The following is a 16,258-nucleotide window of genomic DNA, read 5'->3' as shown; positions in this document are numbered from 1 at the left end:
AAGGATTATTAGAACTTTCGGACTATTGGACGGCAGGACTCTTGGGAAATTCCAGTCGGAAGGCGGCCCCGCTTTCTGAACCCGGCTCGACCCAGATGCGGCCGGAGTGATTCTCCACGATTTGCCGGCAAATGGGAAGGCCCAAACCCGTCCCAACGCCCGCGGGCTTGGTGGTAAAGAACGGCTCCCATATCTTATCGAGATTATTCTCCGGGATGCCCGGGCCGTTGTCCTCCACCGAAACCAGCACGCTCCGGGCCGCGTCTTGGGTGCGAATCCGGATAAGACCCCCGCCCTCGCGGTTGACCCGGACGGCCTGCTCCGCGTTGGTAAGGAGGTTGAAAATCACCTGCTGGAACTCCGCGGGGTTGACCGAGATATGGGGCAGATTCTCCGCGTACTCCTCATCGAGTTGGATCTCCGAGCCCTGGAGATCGGAGTTCTTCAAGCGCACGCACTCCTTGATGAGCGCGTTGAGATCGGCGACCTTGCGGTCGCCCTGCTGATGGCGCGCGAAGGAAAGCATATCGTCTATCACGGTCTTGCAGCGCCGGGCCGCCTTGTCTATGTAGCGCATGGACTCGCCCAGGCTGTCGCGGGTGGATGGGCCCTCCAAGGCCAAGTCCGTGAACCCGATGATGGAGGTGAGCGGCCCCTTGAGCTCATGGGTGAGGCTGGCGGCCAAGGTGCCCAAGGTGGCGAGGCGATCCATGTGCTGAATCTTCTCGCGAGCCGCCAAGTGCTCCTGCGCGGCCTTCTCGCGCTCGGCCATGAGCTTGCGGGCGAGCCTTCTCTCGTTGAAAGCCACGCGCACCATGACCCCGGCCGCGGTGAGCAAGGTCAGCACCTTGATCGCCCACTCCAGGATCTCGACCCAAAGCCCCATGCGGAACGAATCCCGGTAGAAGAAGCCCAGGAGCGCGAATATCCCGAATACCGTCGTGAAGATCCCCCCCCCTTCCAAGGCCAGGGCGGCCGTGAAGATGGGCAGAAGATACATCACCCAAAAATAGGAGTAGGGCCCGCCGGAATAATGGATCACCCCAGTGACCAGCGCGGTATTAGCCAGGACGGCAAGACGCGCCCGGGTGAACGCGGGAATGCGCTTGGAGAGCACGGTGAAATTGATCAGGTTGAAGCCCAGGAGAGCCACGAAGCTCCACAGTATCTCTGGATAAATGAAATCAGGATTTTCCCGGCCTAGGTAGGCCGCGATGGCCATCATGAGAGAGAACGCGGCGCTGTCCATGCTCAAGAGCCCCGTTCCCAGCCTTTCCCGTTTCACTGACTGAAGTATGGCCCGCCCGGCCATAAAAATCAAGGCCGGCCTCGCTGATTTTGTATAATCAAAAAAGACTAATTTGCGTGAAAGCCATCCTTTACGAACCCCGCCTAGGCGCGGCCCTGCAGGAAGTCCCGGTTCCCGGAATCTCCGAGAGCGAGGCCCTGCTCGAGGTCGAGGCCTGCGGGGTTTGCGGCACGGACCTCATGAAGCTCGAGACCCGGGCCGAGCGCGCCGTGCTCGGCCATGAGCTCTCCGGGCGCTTGGTCAAGGTGGGGGCCGCGGTCCTGGGGTTCCGGGAAGGCGACCGCGTGGCCCTGGCCCATCACGTGCCCTGCCTCAAATGCCGCTATTGCGCCGAGGGGCATGAGTCCATGTGCCGGGATTTCAAGGCGAGCAACATTGATCCCTGCGGCTTCGCCGAGTACGTGAGGATCCCCCAGGCCCACCTCGGTTCCACGGTGTTCAAGATCCCCGAGAGCCTCGACTTCCTTTCGGCCAGCCAAATGGAGCCCACGGCCTGCTGCCTGCGCAACGTGAGGCGCCTGGGAGTTGGCCCCGGCGCCGCGGTCGGAATCGTCGGTCTCGGCGCCATCGGCATCCTCATGGCTCAGCTCTTGAAGCGCGCCGGGGCCTCGGTCCTGGGACTCGACTTGGACGAGTCCCGGGCGCAAGCCCTTTCCCCCTGGGGAGAGGGCTTCGTCGCTCCCCCGGCCATGGAGGAGGCGATCAGCCGCAAGACGACTGGCCGCGGCCTCGATGCCCTCATTTTCTGCGCCGGCAGCGCGCGACTGGCGGCCGAGAGGCTTTCCTGGCTGCGCGACGGCGGCACTCTCAACATATTCGCGAGCGTCCACCCGCCCCAAGCCGAGCTCGACTTAAACCAGCTATACCACCGCGAGCTGACGGTCATGAGCAGCTACTCCCCCTCCTTGGCGGACCTGCGCCAAGCCTTGGAGCTCCTGGCGGATGGCTCGGTTAAGATCGCCCCCTTGAGGCCCAAGGCCTACCGCCTCGAGGATTTCCCCCAGGCCGCGCGCGACTTGCGCGCGCGGGCCGCCATGAAGGCCGTGCTCGTCCCGAGAGGACCATGAAAGAGACCATGCGCGCCGTGCTGTTCTACGCCCCGAAGGAAATCCGAATCGAGGAGGTTCCCCTCCCCAGGCCCGGTCCGGGGGAAGTCCTCATCAAGATCGGGGCGGCTCTTACCTGCGGCACGGACTTTAAGGCCTACCGTCAGGGGCACAAAGTGATGCTGGCCTCGACCCCCTCCCTCTTCGGGCACGAAATGTCCGGAACCATCATGGCGGCAGGCGCCGGCGTCGAGAATTTCCGGGCGGGCCAGCGCGTGGTGGCCGGCAATTCCGCTCCATGCGAGGCTTGCTACTTCTGCGCCCACGGGCAAAGCCAGCTCTGCGACAACTTAAAGCTCCACAACGGGGCCTACGCCGAGTACAACCTGATCCCGGCTCATATCGTGAGGAGGAACCTCTACGTCCTCGAAGGCCACGTGAACTTCACCGAGGCGGCCCTGGCCGAACCATTGGCCTGCGCCATCCACGCCGTGGAGATGCTGGGAGTCCGGGCTGGGGAGTCCGTGGCCATCCTGGGGGCGGGCTCAATGTCTCTGCTCCTCATCCAGGCCCTGGCCGCGCGGCGCGCCCAAGTCATCGTGGTCGGACGCAACCTCGAGCACTTGAAAAACGCCCAAGCCGCGGGCGCCCACTCGGTGGTGAGCGCGCTCGAGAGCGATCCGGTCGCGGAGGTCAGGCGCGTCACCGAGGGCCGGGGAGCGGACTGCGTCTTCGAGGCCGTGGGCAAGACCGAGACCTGGCAGATGAGCCTGGATCTCGTGCGCAAGGGCGGACGGGTCTGTCTGTTCGGAGGCTGCGCCTCGGGGACTATGGTTCCCCTGGACGCCCACCGCATCCATTACAGCCAAATTTCCCTGCACGGGGTCTTCCACCACACTCCCCGCTATTTCAAGGCCGCGGTGGAGCTGATCGCCTCGGGGCAGATCAAGGCCTCGCTCCTCGTCCCGGAAAGCATACGACTGGACGATTTGCCCTCCTACTTCGAGCTCAAGCACCGGCAGTCCAATCCCAAGGCCGCCGTGATCCCTTGACGCGCTTCACAGCCGAAGACCGCCGCTTCATGGCCCGGGCCCTGGCTCTGGCCCGGCGCGGCGGGGCCGCGGTCCGCCCCAATCCCAAAGTCGGCTGCGTGCTGGTCAAAGGCGGGAAAGTCGTGTCAGAGGGCTGGCACCGAACCTGCGGCGGGCCCCACGCCGAGGCCGCAGCCTTGTCGCGGGCCGGATCCCAAGCCAAGGGGGCCACGGCCTATGTCACGCTCGAGCCTTGCGTGGCCCACCAGGGCAAGAAAACACCGCCCTGCGCCCAAGCCCTGGCCAAGGCCGGGGTCGCCCGCGTGGTCGCGGCCAGCAAGGATCTTAATCCTAGTATGCGCGGCGCTGGATTTTTAGCCCTGCGCCACGCCGGGATTGAAGTCGAGGTGGGGCTTCTTGCCAGAGAGGCCCTAACTTTGAACAAGGAATTTTTCCGACATATGGGCGCAAAGCGCCCATATGTCATACTGAAAACCGCCCTAAGCCTCGACGGCCGCGCCTACTGCACGGGAGGGGCATCCCGCTGGATCACCGGGCCGCGCGCGCGCCGAGAGGCCCATCTCCTGCGCGCGCGCTGCGACGCGGTCTTGGTTGGCATCAAGACGGTGCTGGCCGACGACCCGGCTTTGACCGCGCACGGGGCTGGGCGCGACCCGGTCAAGGTGGTCCTCGACAGCCGCTTACGCACCCCGGCCAAGGCCCGTATCCTCGAAGGGAAAGCTCCGACCTTGATCTTCACCCGATCCCGAAAAATCCTGCGCTCGCCCCCCCGACTGGCCGAGGTTATCCGAGTTCCCGCCAAAGGCGGGGGACTCGATCTCGGCGCCGTCCTGCGCGAGCTTCTGGCGCGCGGGATCAGGACCGTGCTCGTGGAGGGAGGACCCACCGTGCACGCCTCGTTCTTGTCCGCGGGGGCCGTGGACGAGGCCCGGGTTTTCCTCGCCCCGAAGCTCATCTCCGGCGCCAGCGATCCCGGGCAGGCCCCGCGCCTCAAGGCGGTTCGGCTTAAAAAGATAGGCCCGGATTTTCTATTCTATGGGAGCGTCGATCCGCCTCGTTAGGCGGGCCGGGGCGAGTTCTTTATGTTTACTGGCATCATCCAAGAGATCGGCGTAGTCCGTTCCCTGATGGGCTCGACTCTCGAAATCACGAGCGGGCTCAAGGCCCGCTTGGGCGAAAGCGTGGCGGTCAACGGCGCCTGCCTCACCGTCGCCTCCGTCAGGCCTCGGAAGCTCAAGTTCGACGTAAGCCGCGAGACCTGGGGCAGGACCAGCCTTTCCGATCTCGAGCTCGGCGCGGCCGTGAACCTCGAGCCGGCCTTGAAGGCGGGCGACGCCTTGGGCGGGCACCTGGTGAGCGGCCACGTGGACGCCCGCGCCAGGATACTCGCCATAAAGCCATCGGATGACGGATTCTCCCTCTTGAGGGTAGAACTGCCGCCGGCCCTCAAAGGGCTGCTGGCGCTCAAAGGCTCGGTCGCCGTGGACGGGGTGAGCCTCACCGTGACCGCGGTGAAGGCGTCTCATTTCGAGACCGTCCTGGTCCCTCACACGTTAAAGAGCACCAACCTCGCAAGCCGCCGGCCGGGCGAGCGCGTCAACCTCGAGGCCGACCTCATCGCGCGCTACGTGCGCTCGGTCTTGGCCGGCGCTCGCGCCGGGGCGGGGAGCCCGCGATGAAGGGCTTCGACTCGATCGATGACGCAATCTCGGCCGTCCGGCGCGGCAGGATGATCGTCGTGATCGACGATCCGGCCCGGGAGAACGAGGGAGACCTCGTGATCGCGGCCGAGAAGTGCACGGAGAGGGCCGTCAATTTCATGGCCCAGCACGGGCGGGGGCTCATTTGCGTGCCGATGCTGGGCTCTCGCCTCGACGAACTCAAGCTCCATCCCATGGTGGATACTTCGAACGCGGCCGGGCCCGGACCCGGCCGCGACACGGCCTTCTCGGTGTCGGTTGACGCCAAGGAGGGGACCACCACCGGAATCTCGGCCCATGACCGCGCGCTTACGGTCAAGACTTTGCTCGACCCCAAGGCCGGGCCCCAGAACTTGATGCGGCCGGGACACGTGTTCCCACTGCGCTCCAAGGAGGGAGGCGTTTTGGTCAGGGCCGGGCATACCGAGGCCGCGGTGGACCTGGCGCGCCTGGCGGGGCTTTCCCCCGCCGGGGTCATCTGCGAGATTTTAAATCCCAACGGGAGCATGGCCCGCACCCCCCAGCTCCGGCGATTCGCCAGGCGCCACGGCCTGATTCTCATCACCATCAAGAATTTGATCGAGTACCGCAGGAGCAAGGAGAGGCTGGTCAAGAGGCTGGCCAGCGCGCGCCTGCCTACCCGGCACGGAGAATTTCTCATCCACCTCTACGAGGAAACGCTCACCGGCAAGCAGCATTTGGCCTTGGTCAAGGGCCTGGTCGAGGGCGTGAAGAACGTCCTGGTCCGAGTCCACAGCTCCTGCATCACCGGCGACACCCTTTTCTCGGCCCGCTGCGACTGCGGAGCCCAGCTCGAGGCCGCCCTAGGGCAGATCGCGCAGACCGGGCGCGGGGTCCTTCTCTACCTTTCCCAGGAAGGACGCGGGATCGGGCTCCTGAACAAGATCCGCGCCTACGGCCTGCAGGACAAGGGCCTGGACACGGTCCAGGCCAACATCGCCCTGGGGTTCAAGCCGGATCTCCGCGAGTACGGGATCGGGGCCCAAATCCTGTCGGACTTGGGGCTTTCCACGATCAGGATCCTCACCAACAACCCGCGAAAGATCGTGGGCATCGAAGGCTACGGGCTCAAGGTCACCGAGCGCATCCCCATCCAGATGACGCCCAACAAGCACAACGCCCGCTACCTCAAGGCCAAGAGGCTCAAGCTCGGGCATTGGCTGGAGGAATCTCTGCCATGAAGCCTCGCGTCGCCGTCGTAGTCTCGCGCTTCAATGAGAAAGTCACTTCGCGCCTGCTTGGGAGCTGCCTGACCACACTCAATAGTCATGGAGTCGCGCAATCGCGAATCGCCGTGGTTCGAGTGTCAGGAGGCTACGAGATCCCCTGGGCCGCCCAGGAGCTGGCTCTCTCCGGGAAATTCGATGCCGTTATCGCCTTGGGCTGCATCCTCAAGGGAAGCACGCCGCAAAACGAGCATATCTCGCGCTCGGTCATCGCGAGCCTTCACGAGGTTTCCCTCAAAACCAAAGTCCCATGCATCCTGGGGGTCATCACCCCGAACACGGAGGCCCAGGCCCTGGCCAGGACCAAGGGCAGCCTCGACCGCGGCAAGGAAGCGGCTTTGGCCGCGTTGGAGATGATCGTGGTGCGAAAACAATTGCGACAACACTCTCAGAAACGAATACAAGAACAGCCAAAGGAAAAACCTCAGAATCGGCCTCCTCGTCGAGGAGGCCGATAACATGGGTAAACGCCGCCAGGCGCGCGAGCTCGCTCTCCAGGCGCTCTACGTCATGGACACGGCCGGCACCTCCGAGTCCAAGGCCTTGGACTCGGTCAATTGCAAGGGCGAGGCCGACGAGAAGACCTTTCTCTTCGTCTGCGAGCTCGTGCGGGGTACCGCCGGGCACCGAGAGGCTCTCGACCGCCACATCGAGGAAACCGCCAAGAACTGGACCTTGATTCGCATGGCCGCGGTGGACCGCAACGTCCTACGCCTGGCCGCCTACGAGATACTGCATTCACCCCAGACCCCCGTCAACGTCGTGATAGACGAGGCCATCGAGATCGCGCGAAAGTTCTCGACCGAGGAGTCCACCAAGTTCATCAACGGCATCCTCGACAAGCTCAAGGCCCTGCGCCCCCATGATCCCCAAAAAGATCCTGACGGAGATTGAGCGCCTCCGCGCCGAGATCGCCGAGCACGACCGGCGCTACTACCTTGAAAACGCGCCGGTCGTCTCCGACGAGGAGTACGACCGCCTCATGCGGCGCTTGGCCGAACTCGAGAAGAAGCACCCCGAGGCCCGGAGCCCGAACTCTCCGACCCAGCGGGTCTCTGGAAGCGCGGCGGAGCAATTCAAGCCGGTAAAGCACGCGGCGCCGATGCTGTCGATCGGCAATGTCTATAATGAGGAGGAGCTCCGCGAGTGGCATGAGCGGGTTTTGAGGCTTCTCCCCCCTGGGGAAAAACCAGAATTCCTAATTGAGGCTAAGATCGATGGGCTTTCCTGCGCCCTTTCCTACGAGAAAGGGCGCTTGACGCGCGCGGCCACGCGCGGAGACGGCGAGGTGGGCGAGGACGTCACGGCCAACGTGCGCGCCCTGCGCTCTATCCCCCTGGCCCTGGCGGGCCCGGCCCCGGAACGCCTGGAGCTTCGCGGAGAGGTCTTCCTCACTTACTCCGATTTCGAGAGGATCAACGCCGCCGAGAGGGAAGCGGGACTCGAGGGCTTCGTCAACGCCAGGAACTGCGCGGCGGGATCCTTGAGGCAGAAGGACCCTCGTGTGACCGCGCGGCGCCGATTGCGCTTCTTCGCCCATTCCTTCGGGCTGTGGGAAGGCGGGACGAAGCTAGGCAGTCAATCAGAGTTCCTAGAAACCTGCCTAGCCTTGGGAATTCCTGTTTCGCCTTATAAACTAGTAGTCAAAGAGATTGAGGACGCCATCGCCTACTACCATAAATTTGGAGAAAAAGAGCTCCCCAAACTACCTTTTCCGGCCGACGGGCTCGTGGTTAAAATCAACTCCTTCGCCCTGCAGAGAAGACTGGGGGCCACGGCCAAGAGTCCCAGATGGGCGGCGGCCTTCAAGTACCCGGCCCAGCAGGCCTCGACCGAGGTCCTGGACATTCTCTTCTCGGTGGGCCGCACCGGAGCCATTACGCCGGTAGCCAAGCTCGCGCCCGTGTTCTGCGCCGGGGTCACCATCTCCTCGGCCACCTTGCACAACTTCTCGGAGATGGAGCGCCTGGGGGTGAAAGTCGGCGACCAGGTGCTCATCGAGCGCGCGGGAGAGGTCATCCCCAAGGTGGTCAAGGTGAATCTCGAGGCCCGCAAGGGCCGAGAGAAGGAGGTGTCCCCCCCCAAGAAATGCCCCTCCTGCGGCGGGCCCGTGGCCAAGGAGGAAGAGTACGTGGCCTACCGCTGCGATAACCCTTCCTGCCCGGCGCAGATCAAGAGGCGGCTTCTGCATTTCGCCTCGCGCCCGGCCCTCGACATCCAGGGCCTGGGCGAAGCCGCGGTCGAGCAGTTGGTAAGTTCCGGGCGCGTGGAGGACATCGCCCAGATATATACCCTCTCCAAGGAGTATCTCCTCGAACTTGAGCTTTTCGCCGACAAAAAGGCCCAGAATCTCATCGACCAGATCGCGGCCAGCAAATCCCGCCCGCTATCCAAGCTCCTCTTCGGTCTGGGCATCCGCCACGTGGGTGAGAAGACCGCCGAGACCCTGGCATATCTCTACGACCTGGAAGAGCTCATGAAGGCCCCGGTTTCGGAGCTCGAAAAAATCCGCGAGGTCGGCCCGGTGGTGGCGGAGGCGGTCGCGAAGTTCTTTTCCTCCGGCAAAATCCAGGAACTCCTTAACAAATTGGGGAGAGCCGGTCTTAACTTAAAAAAAATGGAACCAAGAACGAGCTCCTCCGCTTTAGACGGCAAGTCATTTGTCTTCACGGGCGAGCTTTCCTCCATGACGCGCGAGGAGGCCGAGGAGAAGGTGAAGAACTTAGGCGCTCAGACCTCCGCCTCGGTCTCCTCCAAGACCGGCTACGTGGTGGCGGGCCAGGCTCCGGGCTCCAAGCTCGACAAGGCCAGAAAGCTCGGGGTGCGGGTCCTCACGGAGGAGGAGTTTTTGAAGCTCATCCAATCAGAATAGGCCTTGACAGAGTTCACCACTTATGGTACACTTTGCTCATGCCCACCAAGAACCCGCGCCTTCAAGTAATGTTGGAAAAGCCTCTTTACGACGCCTTGGCGTTCCTGGCCGAGGAGGACAATGTCTCCCTGTCCACCAAGGCGAGGGACCTCATCCACGAGGCCCTGGAGCATCTGGAGGACCTCTCCCTGGCGCGCCTGGTTGAGGAGCGCTCCAAGCGCCCCGCCAAGCTCCTAAGCCTCAAGGAACTCGAGAGACGGCTTGGCCGCTGAGCCCTACCGCATCCTTTTCCGGGCCGAAATCGAGGATGACCTGCGCCCCATTCCCGGGAATCTGCGGGCCAGAATCCTGGACGGAATATCCAAGCGCCTGGCGGAGCATCCCGACCTTTACGGCAAGCCCCTGGGAGGGACTTTGAGCGGTCTTAGAAGAATACGCACGGGAGACTACAGAATCGTTTACCAGGTCAAGGGATATTCGGTGATCATTTGGGCCGTCAGGCACCGCAAGGACGTCTACAGGGAGATGGAGACCCGCCTGCGTTCGCATTAATATAAAATACTTTCCTCATGCCCGCTCCCGAGCGCTTCGCCCTTCTAAACGTCACGGACAAGACCGGGATCATCGAGTTCGCCTATGCGCTCTCGGCCCTGGGCTATAAAATCATCTCCTACGGCGGGACGGCCGCGGCCTTGCGGCAGTCGGAGCTTGCGATCATCGAGCTTAAGGATTTCCTGGCGAGCCCCGTGCTTCTCGAGGGGCCGCAGGGACTTCTCCATCCGAAGATACTGGCCGGCATATCGGCCGACCGCGACCAGACGGGGCAAATGCACGCCTTGGAGCGCCTGCGCGCCCAAGCCATAGATCTCGTGGCCGTGAACCTCTACCCCCTGGCCCAAATATTGGCCGAGCCCAACCTGAGCCAGGCCGAAATCATGGACTACCTGGATCTGGCGAGCTCGGCCCTTCTGCGCGCGGCGGCCAGGAATTTCCGGCATGTGATCGGCCTCTGCGATCCTGATGATTATCAGGGAATAATTGATTCCTTGAAGCAGTATGGGAAAATCAATCTTGAGCGCCGCCAGGCCTTGGCAGCCAAGGCCTTCCACTACTGCGCTTACTACGACAGCACGGTGGCCCAGTACCTGGGCGGCAAATGGGACCAGCTCCCCGACGAGCTCGTGATCGGACTCAAAAAAACCGCGGAGCTTCCCTACGGAGAAAACCCCCAGCAGCAGGGCGCCCTTTACGCTCTGAGCGGCTCACGGTCCTGGGGCATCAACGCGGCAAACCTCGTCTACGGCAAGCCCCTTTCCTACAACCATTACCTGGACTTGGAGGTGGCCTGGGATCTCGTGACCGATATAGGAGACCCGGCCTGCGCCATCGTCAAGCTCGCGGTCCCGGCCGGGGCCGCGGCCTCGGACAAGCTCTCCGAGGCGGCCAAGCTCGCCTACCGCGGCGACCCTCGGAGCTGCTTTCGCGGCACCGCGGCGATCAACCGGGAGCTCGACGAGGAGGCCGCGGCGTTCTTCGCCGCAGAGTACGTGAGCCTGATCGCGGCCCCCCAATTCTCCCCCAAGGCTTTGACCATATTAAAGACCAAGAAGGACATTCGCCTGGTAAGCCTGCCTTCCACTCTGATCTCGGCCCACGAGATGGACTTTAGGGCCGTGGCCGGCGGGGTCCTGGTGCAGGAGAAGGATCAGCAGCCGCTCTTGGGAGAGCTAAAGGTAGTCACCAGGAGGCCCCCAGCCGAGTTCGAGTTCAAGGCCCTGCGTCTTGCCTGGCACGTGGCCAAGCACGCCCGCACTTACGCCGCCGTCATCTGCCGGGGGCCCCACACCATAGGCATCGGAAGCGGCCAAACCTCCAGGCTCGATGCGGTCAGGCTCGCCCTCGTCAAAAGCCAGGAGCGCCACCCCATCATCCCGGCCGGACTTCCCATGGTGCTGGCCTCCGACGGCGCGCTATCGGCCGAGGTCGTCCTCGAATCGGCCGCCGCGGGCATTACCGCCGTCATCCAGCCCGGAGGATCGAGCGAGGACAAGGACTCAATAGAGGCCTGCGATCAGAAAGGTGTCGCGATGGTATTTACCGGCGTGCGGCATTTTAGGCATTGAAGCGGGGCTCAGCCTTACTGACAGCCCTTAAGTTTATACTCGACATCGGGGAATATCGTTGTTTGCGTAAGGTTGGAACCCACGGGTCGGTCCGGCCAGTTTCGCCCTGAATATCTCCCTTTCTCGGGCTTGCGCAGCCAGCCCTTCTGATCCTGACCCTCCCTGACGCTCAAGACGAAATCTCTGCCATATTGATCCGTAAATCCCAAGGTATCCGGACTCCATTTCTTATCGCAGCTGAATTCGGTCTTATAAATCTCCTCCAATTTAGGCGCTTCCGGTTTGTCCAACGGAGGCGGCGCCAGAAATAATGGCTCCCCCGCATTTTTGGGAGACAAAGCATACGACGGGAGTTCCTGTGCAAGCATGTCTTTCACCTTTGCTCGCTTGTCTTGAAAATCTCGAGCCAGTCCTTGAAGAGTTGCGTCCTTTTTTTGGGGAGCACTAAACGGGGAAAGCCCGCTCCTGTCAGAGACCTGATATTCACCATCGGCCTTTCCAGTCCGATAATACCCCACCATTTGAACCAGGATCCCATTCTCCTGTTCAAGCGCCTCAAAACGACCCCTCACCGCCTTGACCGCATCTAAATATGTCCTGCAGAATGAACCGATTTGGCCCAGCCTTGAGATATTGGCGGACAACATGTCCTTGCGCTTCGTCCATGCTTCCTTCTGTTTTGGAATTAGCTTCGAATCCATAAAAGAGGTCTTCCATCTCTTTGCCGCACGCTCGAAGATTCCCTCATTACCCGCAAGCCGACCCACATTCCATTCAGCATAACTGAAACTGAGCCTATTTTTAAGAGTCGGATCATAGAATGCGTTCCGGATGGCGACTATCGGCTTCAGAACGCTTGAGCCGTTTTGATTCTGGCAATATTCCGGCTCCTCAAATCCGCTCAATTCACCCCTAACCCTGCCGAGGCTGTTTCCAATAAGCACCAATGCCTTCTCGGCGAACATGACCTGCCGTGCCGCAGGCTGTTTGGAAGTAACGTCGTCATCGCAGACAATTTCGCCCAGGGGAGCATTATGCTTTCGGCTGACGCAATCAATTCGGTTAGCCGGCCTGTCTAACGCATCAAAAATCTTTTTTGCCATTTCCAGATGCTTATTAAGCATCTCAGTCCTTTCTTGGATATTTTGAAGCGCTGACTTTAGTTTATCTACTGACTGCTTAATATCGGTCATTTCAGGGAGAGGAGGCGCCGCATCAATTCCCTCTTTAGCCAACTTCAGGTTCCCAAGAGATACCTGATCCGTAGGAGGGTTTTCAGCAGCTTGTACAAAATTCACCATCAGGCTGAGCATTAAGACTGCGGCCACAACGAATTGATGCCTCAGCAATCTTGCGGCCATACCTTGCACCTCCTCGATAACCTGAAAACTAAGGAGCAGGAACAACGAGCCTCTCTTTACGATTTCCAAGGATATCGGCCGCCTGATCCGCCCAATGCTGAATGGTTTCAGCTTGGACTCTTAATAAGTAAGGAAAAGCTGCCTTTTGCTCTGGCTTGTTTAAAAGCGCAATCAGCCGATTTTCGCAGCTGTCTGGCTTGTATTTCTTAATGTAGTCATTTGCAGAAATAGGATTTCCTGACTGTTTCTTCTGTTTCGGCGCCAATTTATCAAATCTCTCCTTAACAAATAAAATGGCCTTTTCTGACAACTCCTTTTGTTTAACTTCCATTGTTTTCTTAGTATCATTGCATGTAATTTCAGCTTGCAGGTATATCTCTTCCAGCCTATTGAAAGCCTCCAAATCTTCCCGCACTCCAGCCTGATATTGGCTCAGGAATTTCAAAAATACTTCCTTCTTAAATTTAGCATCCCAAGTGTTGATATGTATATCTTCATTTTTTGCGCCTTTAATTTTCTCCGCGACTCGATTATAACGCTTGCCATCTTTGCTGTGCGGTTCCCATTTCCAGATCCATTCCAATTGTTTAGACGATCCTATTTGATTCCATTCTTTAGATAAACATTTATACCTTTCATTCTTGTTAGGACAAATATTCGCGCCTAACAAGTACGGGATTAAATAATAAGCATGCTCCCCATAAAATTGTTTTTTATATTTCTTTTGAATGTAATTAAGGAAGCGTTCTTTAATTATTGGTTCACAGATATCTAAAGAACTGGCTTTAGAAATTCGATCGGCCAAGGTAGTCGAATCGCCTCTGCATGATTCACTGATAGGAGTAATTTTAAAAAGGTTTTGTCTTCCGTTATGCATAGATTCAATCACTGCGAAATTTATTGGCCATTTTCGTTGCGCGTCATAAAGAGAACAATTTAAATTTCCAATCGCAGGCAGTCTTGCCTTTCCCCGCCCTGAAATATCGGCACGGCAAATTGAAACCAGCACTATATGGACAGAAAATATCGCCAAAGTTTTAAGGACAAATTTGTGGTTGATGTACATAACTCCTCCTCATCACTGTCTAAGCCTCGCTTTACCTGGTCCCGAATACTTCCGCCGGTAGCCTTGGTAGAAAACGGACGGTTCGCCCTCCGGGCGCCACGAGCCGCTGGCCAGGATGGGCTTGGACCACTGCTTCAAAGTCACCCGGCATAGGATGTGCTTCGCGTCGGCGCCCTTGCGGCAGAGGAAGTGGTGGCTGAGGGAGCGTCGATTGAAATTGGTGATAGGGATATGCCTGGAATACTCGTGCCCCGCGAAATTGGAGTCGTCCATGACCAAGGCGCCGACCTTGAGGAGGAAAGCAGAGCGGCACTCGCTTTCTTGGGTGTATTGGGACGCCGGCGGAGGCAGAAGGAATACGTGCTTTCTGACGACGAAGTCGAATTCCCGCTTGGTGTAGGGATCCTTCTTATGGTAGAACTCGAACGTCTGCGCCCAGGCGTCTATTTCCTCGCGGACGCCGGTCCCGTCGGTCTTGGTCTCGGCCTCGAGCTCCCACTCCCCCACCCCGTCGGCCGGGCCGAAAATCATGTCGCGGGTCACCGGCCCCGCCTTGGCAAAAGCCTCGCGCGCCTCGGAGGCGGGCCAATCGTGGACGGTCCTCGGGTCGGGGTAATCCTTGGCATGGGCCGAGGCGGCCAGAATGAAAATTGGGAAAATCCATTTCATGACAACCATTTAACAGGACTACTAACTCCTGTCAAGACCTATGCCACTTATTCGCCATTGACAGAATTGGAAAGAGGACTTAAACTGCAAATCGGCGACTAACGGAGGTTCCGATGAAATACCAGCTGATTTTCTTGGCGGCTGCCCTGTCCGCCCTTCCGTTGCGGGCTCAAACTTGGCCGTTCAACGACATTGAAATCGAGAAAGCGACGGAAGCCGGACAAGGAGCGAGGAAGACCGTAATCGCCCCGCCGAAGATATTGAAAGCCCGGTATAACGCCCAGACAAGCGGCCCGGAGCAGTACAAATGCCTGTCCCTTCAAACGGAGGGTATGGGGGCGGTCGGTCAACAGGCTGAAAAACTGTCCATCGAGCTAAGGTTGAGCGACCCCAAGGACCCGGAGAAAAATCCGAGGTTTCGACTGCGGGTTTGCCGAATGTCGCCGAGCGGGGCGTGCCCCATCAGCAATCCCTCAGGCCAGCCGGTAAACGTAGGCAACGACACGGACGAGGGGGCCTTAATGAACTGCCTCGATCGGTTGGCCCCGGACGCCTACACCATGCTTTTGGGTCATCTGGCCCCGTCCGCCGGGGGCAAGGTGAAGGCCGAACTGATGCAGAATTTGAACAGGGCCTACCAGCCGCTGACCCCGCAGGCAAATTAGCGGCAACCGGGGAACCGCATCCCCCCAAGAGGGGGCCCTTGACAGGAAACCGGCCTGGCCGCACACTTCAAATAATGAGGTCCTTAACAGTTTTAGCGTTGCTCTTAAACGAATTCCTCACGGCGGAAGCGCTTGGCGCGCAAGGCAACGTTCCCAGTCAAAAAGATTTAAAGGCTCAATATGAATCGTGCCTAGAACTCTCGGCGGCACCTTTCCCAATGGCGCAGGTGTCGCAATCCCCTCCGGCACATGTTTACTGCCTCGATTGGCCCGGAACGGGAGTGTGGCAAATTTACGGATCTTATGCCTCCTCTCCGGACAAGCGAGGACGCATGACCGTGAGCAATATCTGCCTCCTCAAGAAGGGTCAGCGCTATGAAGCGACTTGTTGGCGTCAGGTTCCACGGGTGGGTGAATATGCATGGCAAGTTGACTTTGAGCAGAACAACGCGACGGGCCGCATAGATGCGCGGCCAAGCTTCAATTTAAACGAGGTGAGATCATCTCAAGGAAGCGAAATCGTGCTCCGCGCAAGGTAAACCCAGACGTAGCGCCCGAAATACAGCGCCCTCCATGTGTTTTCCATCGTCCATTCCGCGCGCAGGACGATGCCTCCATAGAGCTCCACGTTGGGCGAATAGACGGTGACGTAGCCGAGCTCGGCGTTGTAGCCGTGCCAATAGCCTGGGCTTTTGGGGGCTCCCACTTGGACTTCGATGGCGTCCGGGACATAGAGGCAGGACTCGGGGACAGCGCCCGGCCGCTCATGGCGCACGCTGAGCCTGCCCTCGGAGTCCAGAGCGAAGGACGAGAGCCTCTCCAAGCGCCCGGACAGGTCGGCGATAGTCTGAAGAATCCTGGAGCCCGAGAACTCCACCTTCTCGCGGCATCTCCCGGCCTCGCAGGCGACCTCTCTCTCTCCTGGCTCGAGGGTAAATCCCGCGGACATACGGCCCCGGTAAAACTCGAGCCTCAACGCCGCGCCGCGCAGGAAGGCCGAGCCGATCACGCTCGAGTAAGGGTATGGGCAGGCGGAGTAGTCGTGCTCGTAAGACAGCCGCCAATGCCGGAAAAAATCGGACATCTCCCCAGCGGCAGCGGATTGCCCCAGGAGAAGCAAGCCGGACAATAAAATCGCTTTCCTCATA

Annotated in this window: 17 protein-coding genes; 12 read left to right on the top strand and 5 right to left on the bottom strand. The window is 60.0% G+C overall.

What is annotated here, in order from left to right; translation table 11 throughout:
- Window positions 1–22: 22 nt before the first annotated feature.
- On the bottom strand, window positions 23–1,285 hold the full coding sequence (locus HY921_04470; GenBank protein ID MBI5630122.1) for a HAMP domain-containing histidine kinase: 1,263 nt from the start codon (window positions 1,283–1,285) through the stop codon (window positions 23–25).
- Window positions 1,286–1,365: 80 nt separating this feature from the next.
- Here HY921_04470 and HY921_04465 point away from each other — a divergent pair, with 80 nt between their 5' ends.
- Genes HY921_04465 through purH form a run of 11 tightly spaced genes read left to right on the top strand, consistent with a single transcriptional unit; the run spans window position 1,366 to window position 11,349 of the window.
- Entirely contained in the window at window positions 1,366–2,376 is a 1,011-nt protein-coding gene (locus HY921_04465) for an alcohol dehydrogenase catalytic domain-containing protein (GenBank protein MBI5630121.1), read from the top strand.
- Entirely contained in the window at window positions 2,373–3,407 is a 1,035-nt protein-coding gene (locus tag HY921_04460) for an alcohol dehydrogenase catalytic domain-containing protein (protein ID MBI5630120.1), read from the top strand. Before HY921_04465 ends, HY921_04460 begins: the two co-directional genes overlap by 4 nt.
- 29 nt (window positions 3,408–3,436) lie before the next feature.
- On the top strand, window positions 3,437–4,468 hold the full coding sequence (gene ribD, locus HY921_04455) for a bifunctional diaminohydroxyphosphoribosylaminopyrimidine deaminase/5-amino-6-(5-phosphoribosylamino)uracil reductase RibD (protein MBI5630119.1): 1,032 nt from the start codon (window positions 3,437–3,439) through the stop codon (window positions 4,466–4,468).
- A gap of 21 nt (window positions 4,469–4,489) precedes the next feature.
- Window positions 4,490–5,086, top strand: a complete 597-nt coding sequence (locus HY921_04450) for a riboflavin synthase (protein ID MBI5630118.1) — start codon at window positions 4,490–4,492, stop codon at window positions 5,084–5,086.
- Window positions 5,083–6,309, top strand: a complete 1,227-nt coding sequence (locus HY921_04445) for a bifunctional 3,4-dihydroxy-2-butanone-4-phosphate synthase/GTP cyclohydrolase II (protein ID MBI5630117.1) — start codon at window positions 5,083–5,085, stop codon at window positions 6,307–6,309. The genes HY921_04450 and HY921_04445 overlap by 4 nt, the downstream gene beginning before the upstream one ends.
- Complete coding sequence (gene ribH / locus HY921_04440) at window positions 6,306–6,812, top strand: 6,7-dimethyl-8-ribityllumazine synthase (GenBank protein ID MBI5630116.1); 507 nt, start codon at window positions 6,306–6,308, stop codon at window positions 6,810–6,812. Before HY921_04445 ends, ribH begins: the two co-directional genes overlap by 4 nt.
- Window position 6,813: 1 nt before the next feature.
- Entirely contained in the window at window positions 6,814–7,248 is a 435-nt protein-coding gene (gene nusB, locus HY921_04435) for a transcription antitermination factor NusB (GenBank protein ID MBI5630115.1), read from the top strand.
- The gene (gene ligA / locus HY921_04430) at window positions 7,217–9,226 is read left to right on the top strand and encodes an NAD-dependent DNA ligase LigA (protein ID MBI5630114.1); all 2,010 of its coding nucleotides are present in this window, start codon (window positions 7,217–7,219) and stop codon (window positions 9,224–9,226) included. The genes nusB and ligA overlap by 32 nt, the downstream gene beginning before the upstream one ends.
- Before the next feature lie 38 nt (window positions 9,227–9,264).
- Entirely contained in the window at window positions 9,265–9,498 is a 234-nt protein-coding gene (locus HY921_04425; GenBank protein ID MBI5630113.1) for a hypothetical protein, read from the top strand.
- Window positions 9,488–9,778, top strand: coding sequence for a type II toxin-antitoxin system RelE/ParE family toxin (locus tag HY921_04420; GenBank protein ID MBI5630112.1), 291 nt, complete (start codon window positions 9,488–9,490; stop codon window positions 9,776–9,778). The genes HY921_04425 and HY921_04420 overlap by 11 nt, the downstream gene beginning before the upstream one ends.
- A 17-nt stretch (window positions 9,779–9,795) precedes the next feature.
- Entirely contained in the window at window positions 9,796–11,349 is a 1,554-nt protein-coding gene (gene purH / locus HY921_04415; protein MBI5630111.1) for a bifunctional phosphoribosylaminoimidazolecarboxamide formyltransferase/IMP cyclohydrolase, read from the top strand.
- A gap of 14 nt (window positions 11,350–11,363) precedes the next feature.
- Here purH and HY921_04410 read toward each other — a convergent pair whose 3' ends face one another.
- From HY921_04410 to HY921_04400, 3 genes are read right to left on the bottom strand one after another with little or no spacing between them, the layout of a single operon-like run.
- Window positions 11,364–12,710: a hypothetical protein gene (locus tag HY921_04410; GenBank protein ID MBI5630110.1), complete on the bottom strand. Its 1,347-nt coding sequence runs from the start codon at window positions 12,708–12,710 to the stop codon at window positions 11,364–11,366.
- A 28-nt stretch (window positions 12,711–12,738) separates the two neighbouring features.
- Window positions 12,739–13,776 (bottom strand): hypothetical protein, encoded by a 1,038-nt coding sequence (locus HY921_04405; GenBank protein MBI5630109.1) that lies wholly within the window; start codon window positions 13,774–13,776, stop codon window positions 12,739–12,741.
- Window positions 13,777–13,788: 12 nt separating this feature from the next.
- Window positions 13,789–14,445: a hypothetical protein gene (locus tag HY921_04400; protein ID MBI5630108.1), complete on the bottom strand. Its 657-nt coding sequence runs from the start codon at window positions 14,443–14,445 to the stop codon at window positions 13,789–13,791.
- Window positions 14,446–14,558: 113 nt separating this feature from the next.
- Between HY921_04400 and HY921_04395 the strand changes: the two genes are divergently transcribed.
- Window positions 14,559–15,110, top strand: a complete 552-nt coding sequence (locus tag HY921_04395) for a hypothetical protein (GenBank protein ID MBI5630107.1) — start codon at window positions 14,559–14,561, stop codon at window positions 15,108–15,110.
- 505 nt (window positions 15,111–15,615) lie between these two features.
- Here HY921_04395 and HY921_04390 read toward each other — a convergent pair.
- Window positions 15,616–16,257, bottom strand: coding sequence for a hypothetical protein (locus HY921_04390; GenBank protein MBI5630106.1), 642 nt, complete (start codon window positions 16,255–16,257; stop codon window positions 15,616–15,618).
- Between the last annotated feature and the right edge of the window lies 1 nt (window position 16,258).

Source organism: Elusimicrobiota bacterium (assembly GCA_016218575.1).
Taxonomy (GTDB): Bacteria; Elusimicrobiota; Elusimicrobia; order UBA1565; family UBA9628; genus JACRDN01.
Note: the sequence above shows the minus strand (reverse complement) of the source record. Positions and strands in the feature narration are given on the sequence as shown.

What these genes read in the sequence shown, in the direction of transcription:
- ribH (MBI5630116.1), top strand. Translation starts at nt 6,306, where the DNA reads ATGAAGCCTCGCGTCGCCGTCGTAGTCTCGCGCTTCAATGAGAAAGTC.
- HY921_04450 (MBI5630118.1), top strand. Translation starts at nt 4,490, where the DNA reads ATGTTTACTGGCATCATCCAAGAGATCGGCGTAGTCCGTTCCCTGATG.
- HY921_04425 (MBI5630113.1), top strand. Translation starts at nt 9,265, where the DNA reads ATGCCCACCAAGAACCCGCGCCTTCAAGTAATGTTGGAAAAGCCTCTT.
- HY921_04445 (MBI5630117.1), top strand. Translation starts at nt 5,083, where the DNA reads ATGAAGGGCTTCGACTCGATCGATGACGCAATCTCGGCCGTCCGGCGC.
- HY921_04400 (MBI5630108.1), bottom strand. Translation starts at nt 14,445, where the DNA reads ATGAAATGGATTTTCCCAATTTTCATTCTGGCCGCCTCGGCCCATGCC.
- nusB (MBI5630115.1), top strand. Translation starts at nt 6,814, where the DNA reads ATGGGTAAACGCCGCCAGGCGCGCGAGCTCGCTCTCCAGGCGCTCTAC.
- HY921_04390 (MBI5630106.1), bottom strand. Translation starts at nt 16,257, where the DNA reads ATGAGGAAAGCGATTTTATTGTCCGGCTTGCTTCTCCTGGGGCAATCC.
- ribD (MBI5630119.1), top strand. Translation starts at nt 3,437, where the DNA reads ATGGCCCGGGCCCTGGCTCTGGCCCGGCGCGGCGGGGCCGCGGTCCGC.
- purH (MBI5630111.1), top strand. Translation starts at nt 9,796, where the DNA reads ATGCCCGCTCCCGAGCGCTTCGCCCTTCTAAACGTCACGGACAAGACC.
- HY921_04405 (MBI5630109.1), bottom strand. Translation starts at nt 13,776, where the DNA reads ATGTACATCAACCACAAATTTGTCCTTAAAACTTTGGCGATATTTTCT.
- HY921_04460 (MBI5630120.1), top strand. Translation starts at nt 2,373, where the DNA reads ATGAAAGAGACCATGCGCGCCGTGCTGTTCTACGCCCCGAAGGAAATC.
- HY921_04395 (MBI5630107.1), top strand. Translation starts at nt 14,559, where the DNA reads ATGAAATACCAGCTGATTTTCTTGGCGGCTGCCCTGTCCGCCCTTCCG.
- HY921_04410 (MBI5630110.1), bottom strand. Translation starts at nt 12,710, where the DNA reads ATGGCCGCAAGATTGCTGAGGCATCAATTCGTTGTGGCCGCAGTCTTA.
- ligA (MBI5630114.1), top strand. Translation starts at nt 7,217, where the DNA reads ATGATCCCCAAAAAGATCCTGACGGAGATTGAGCGCCTCCGCGCCGAG.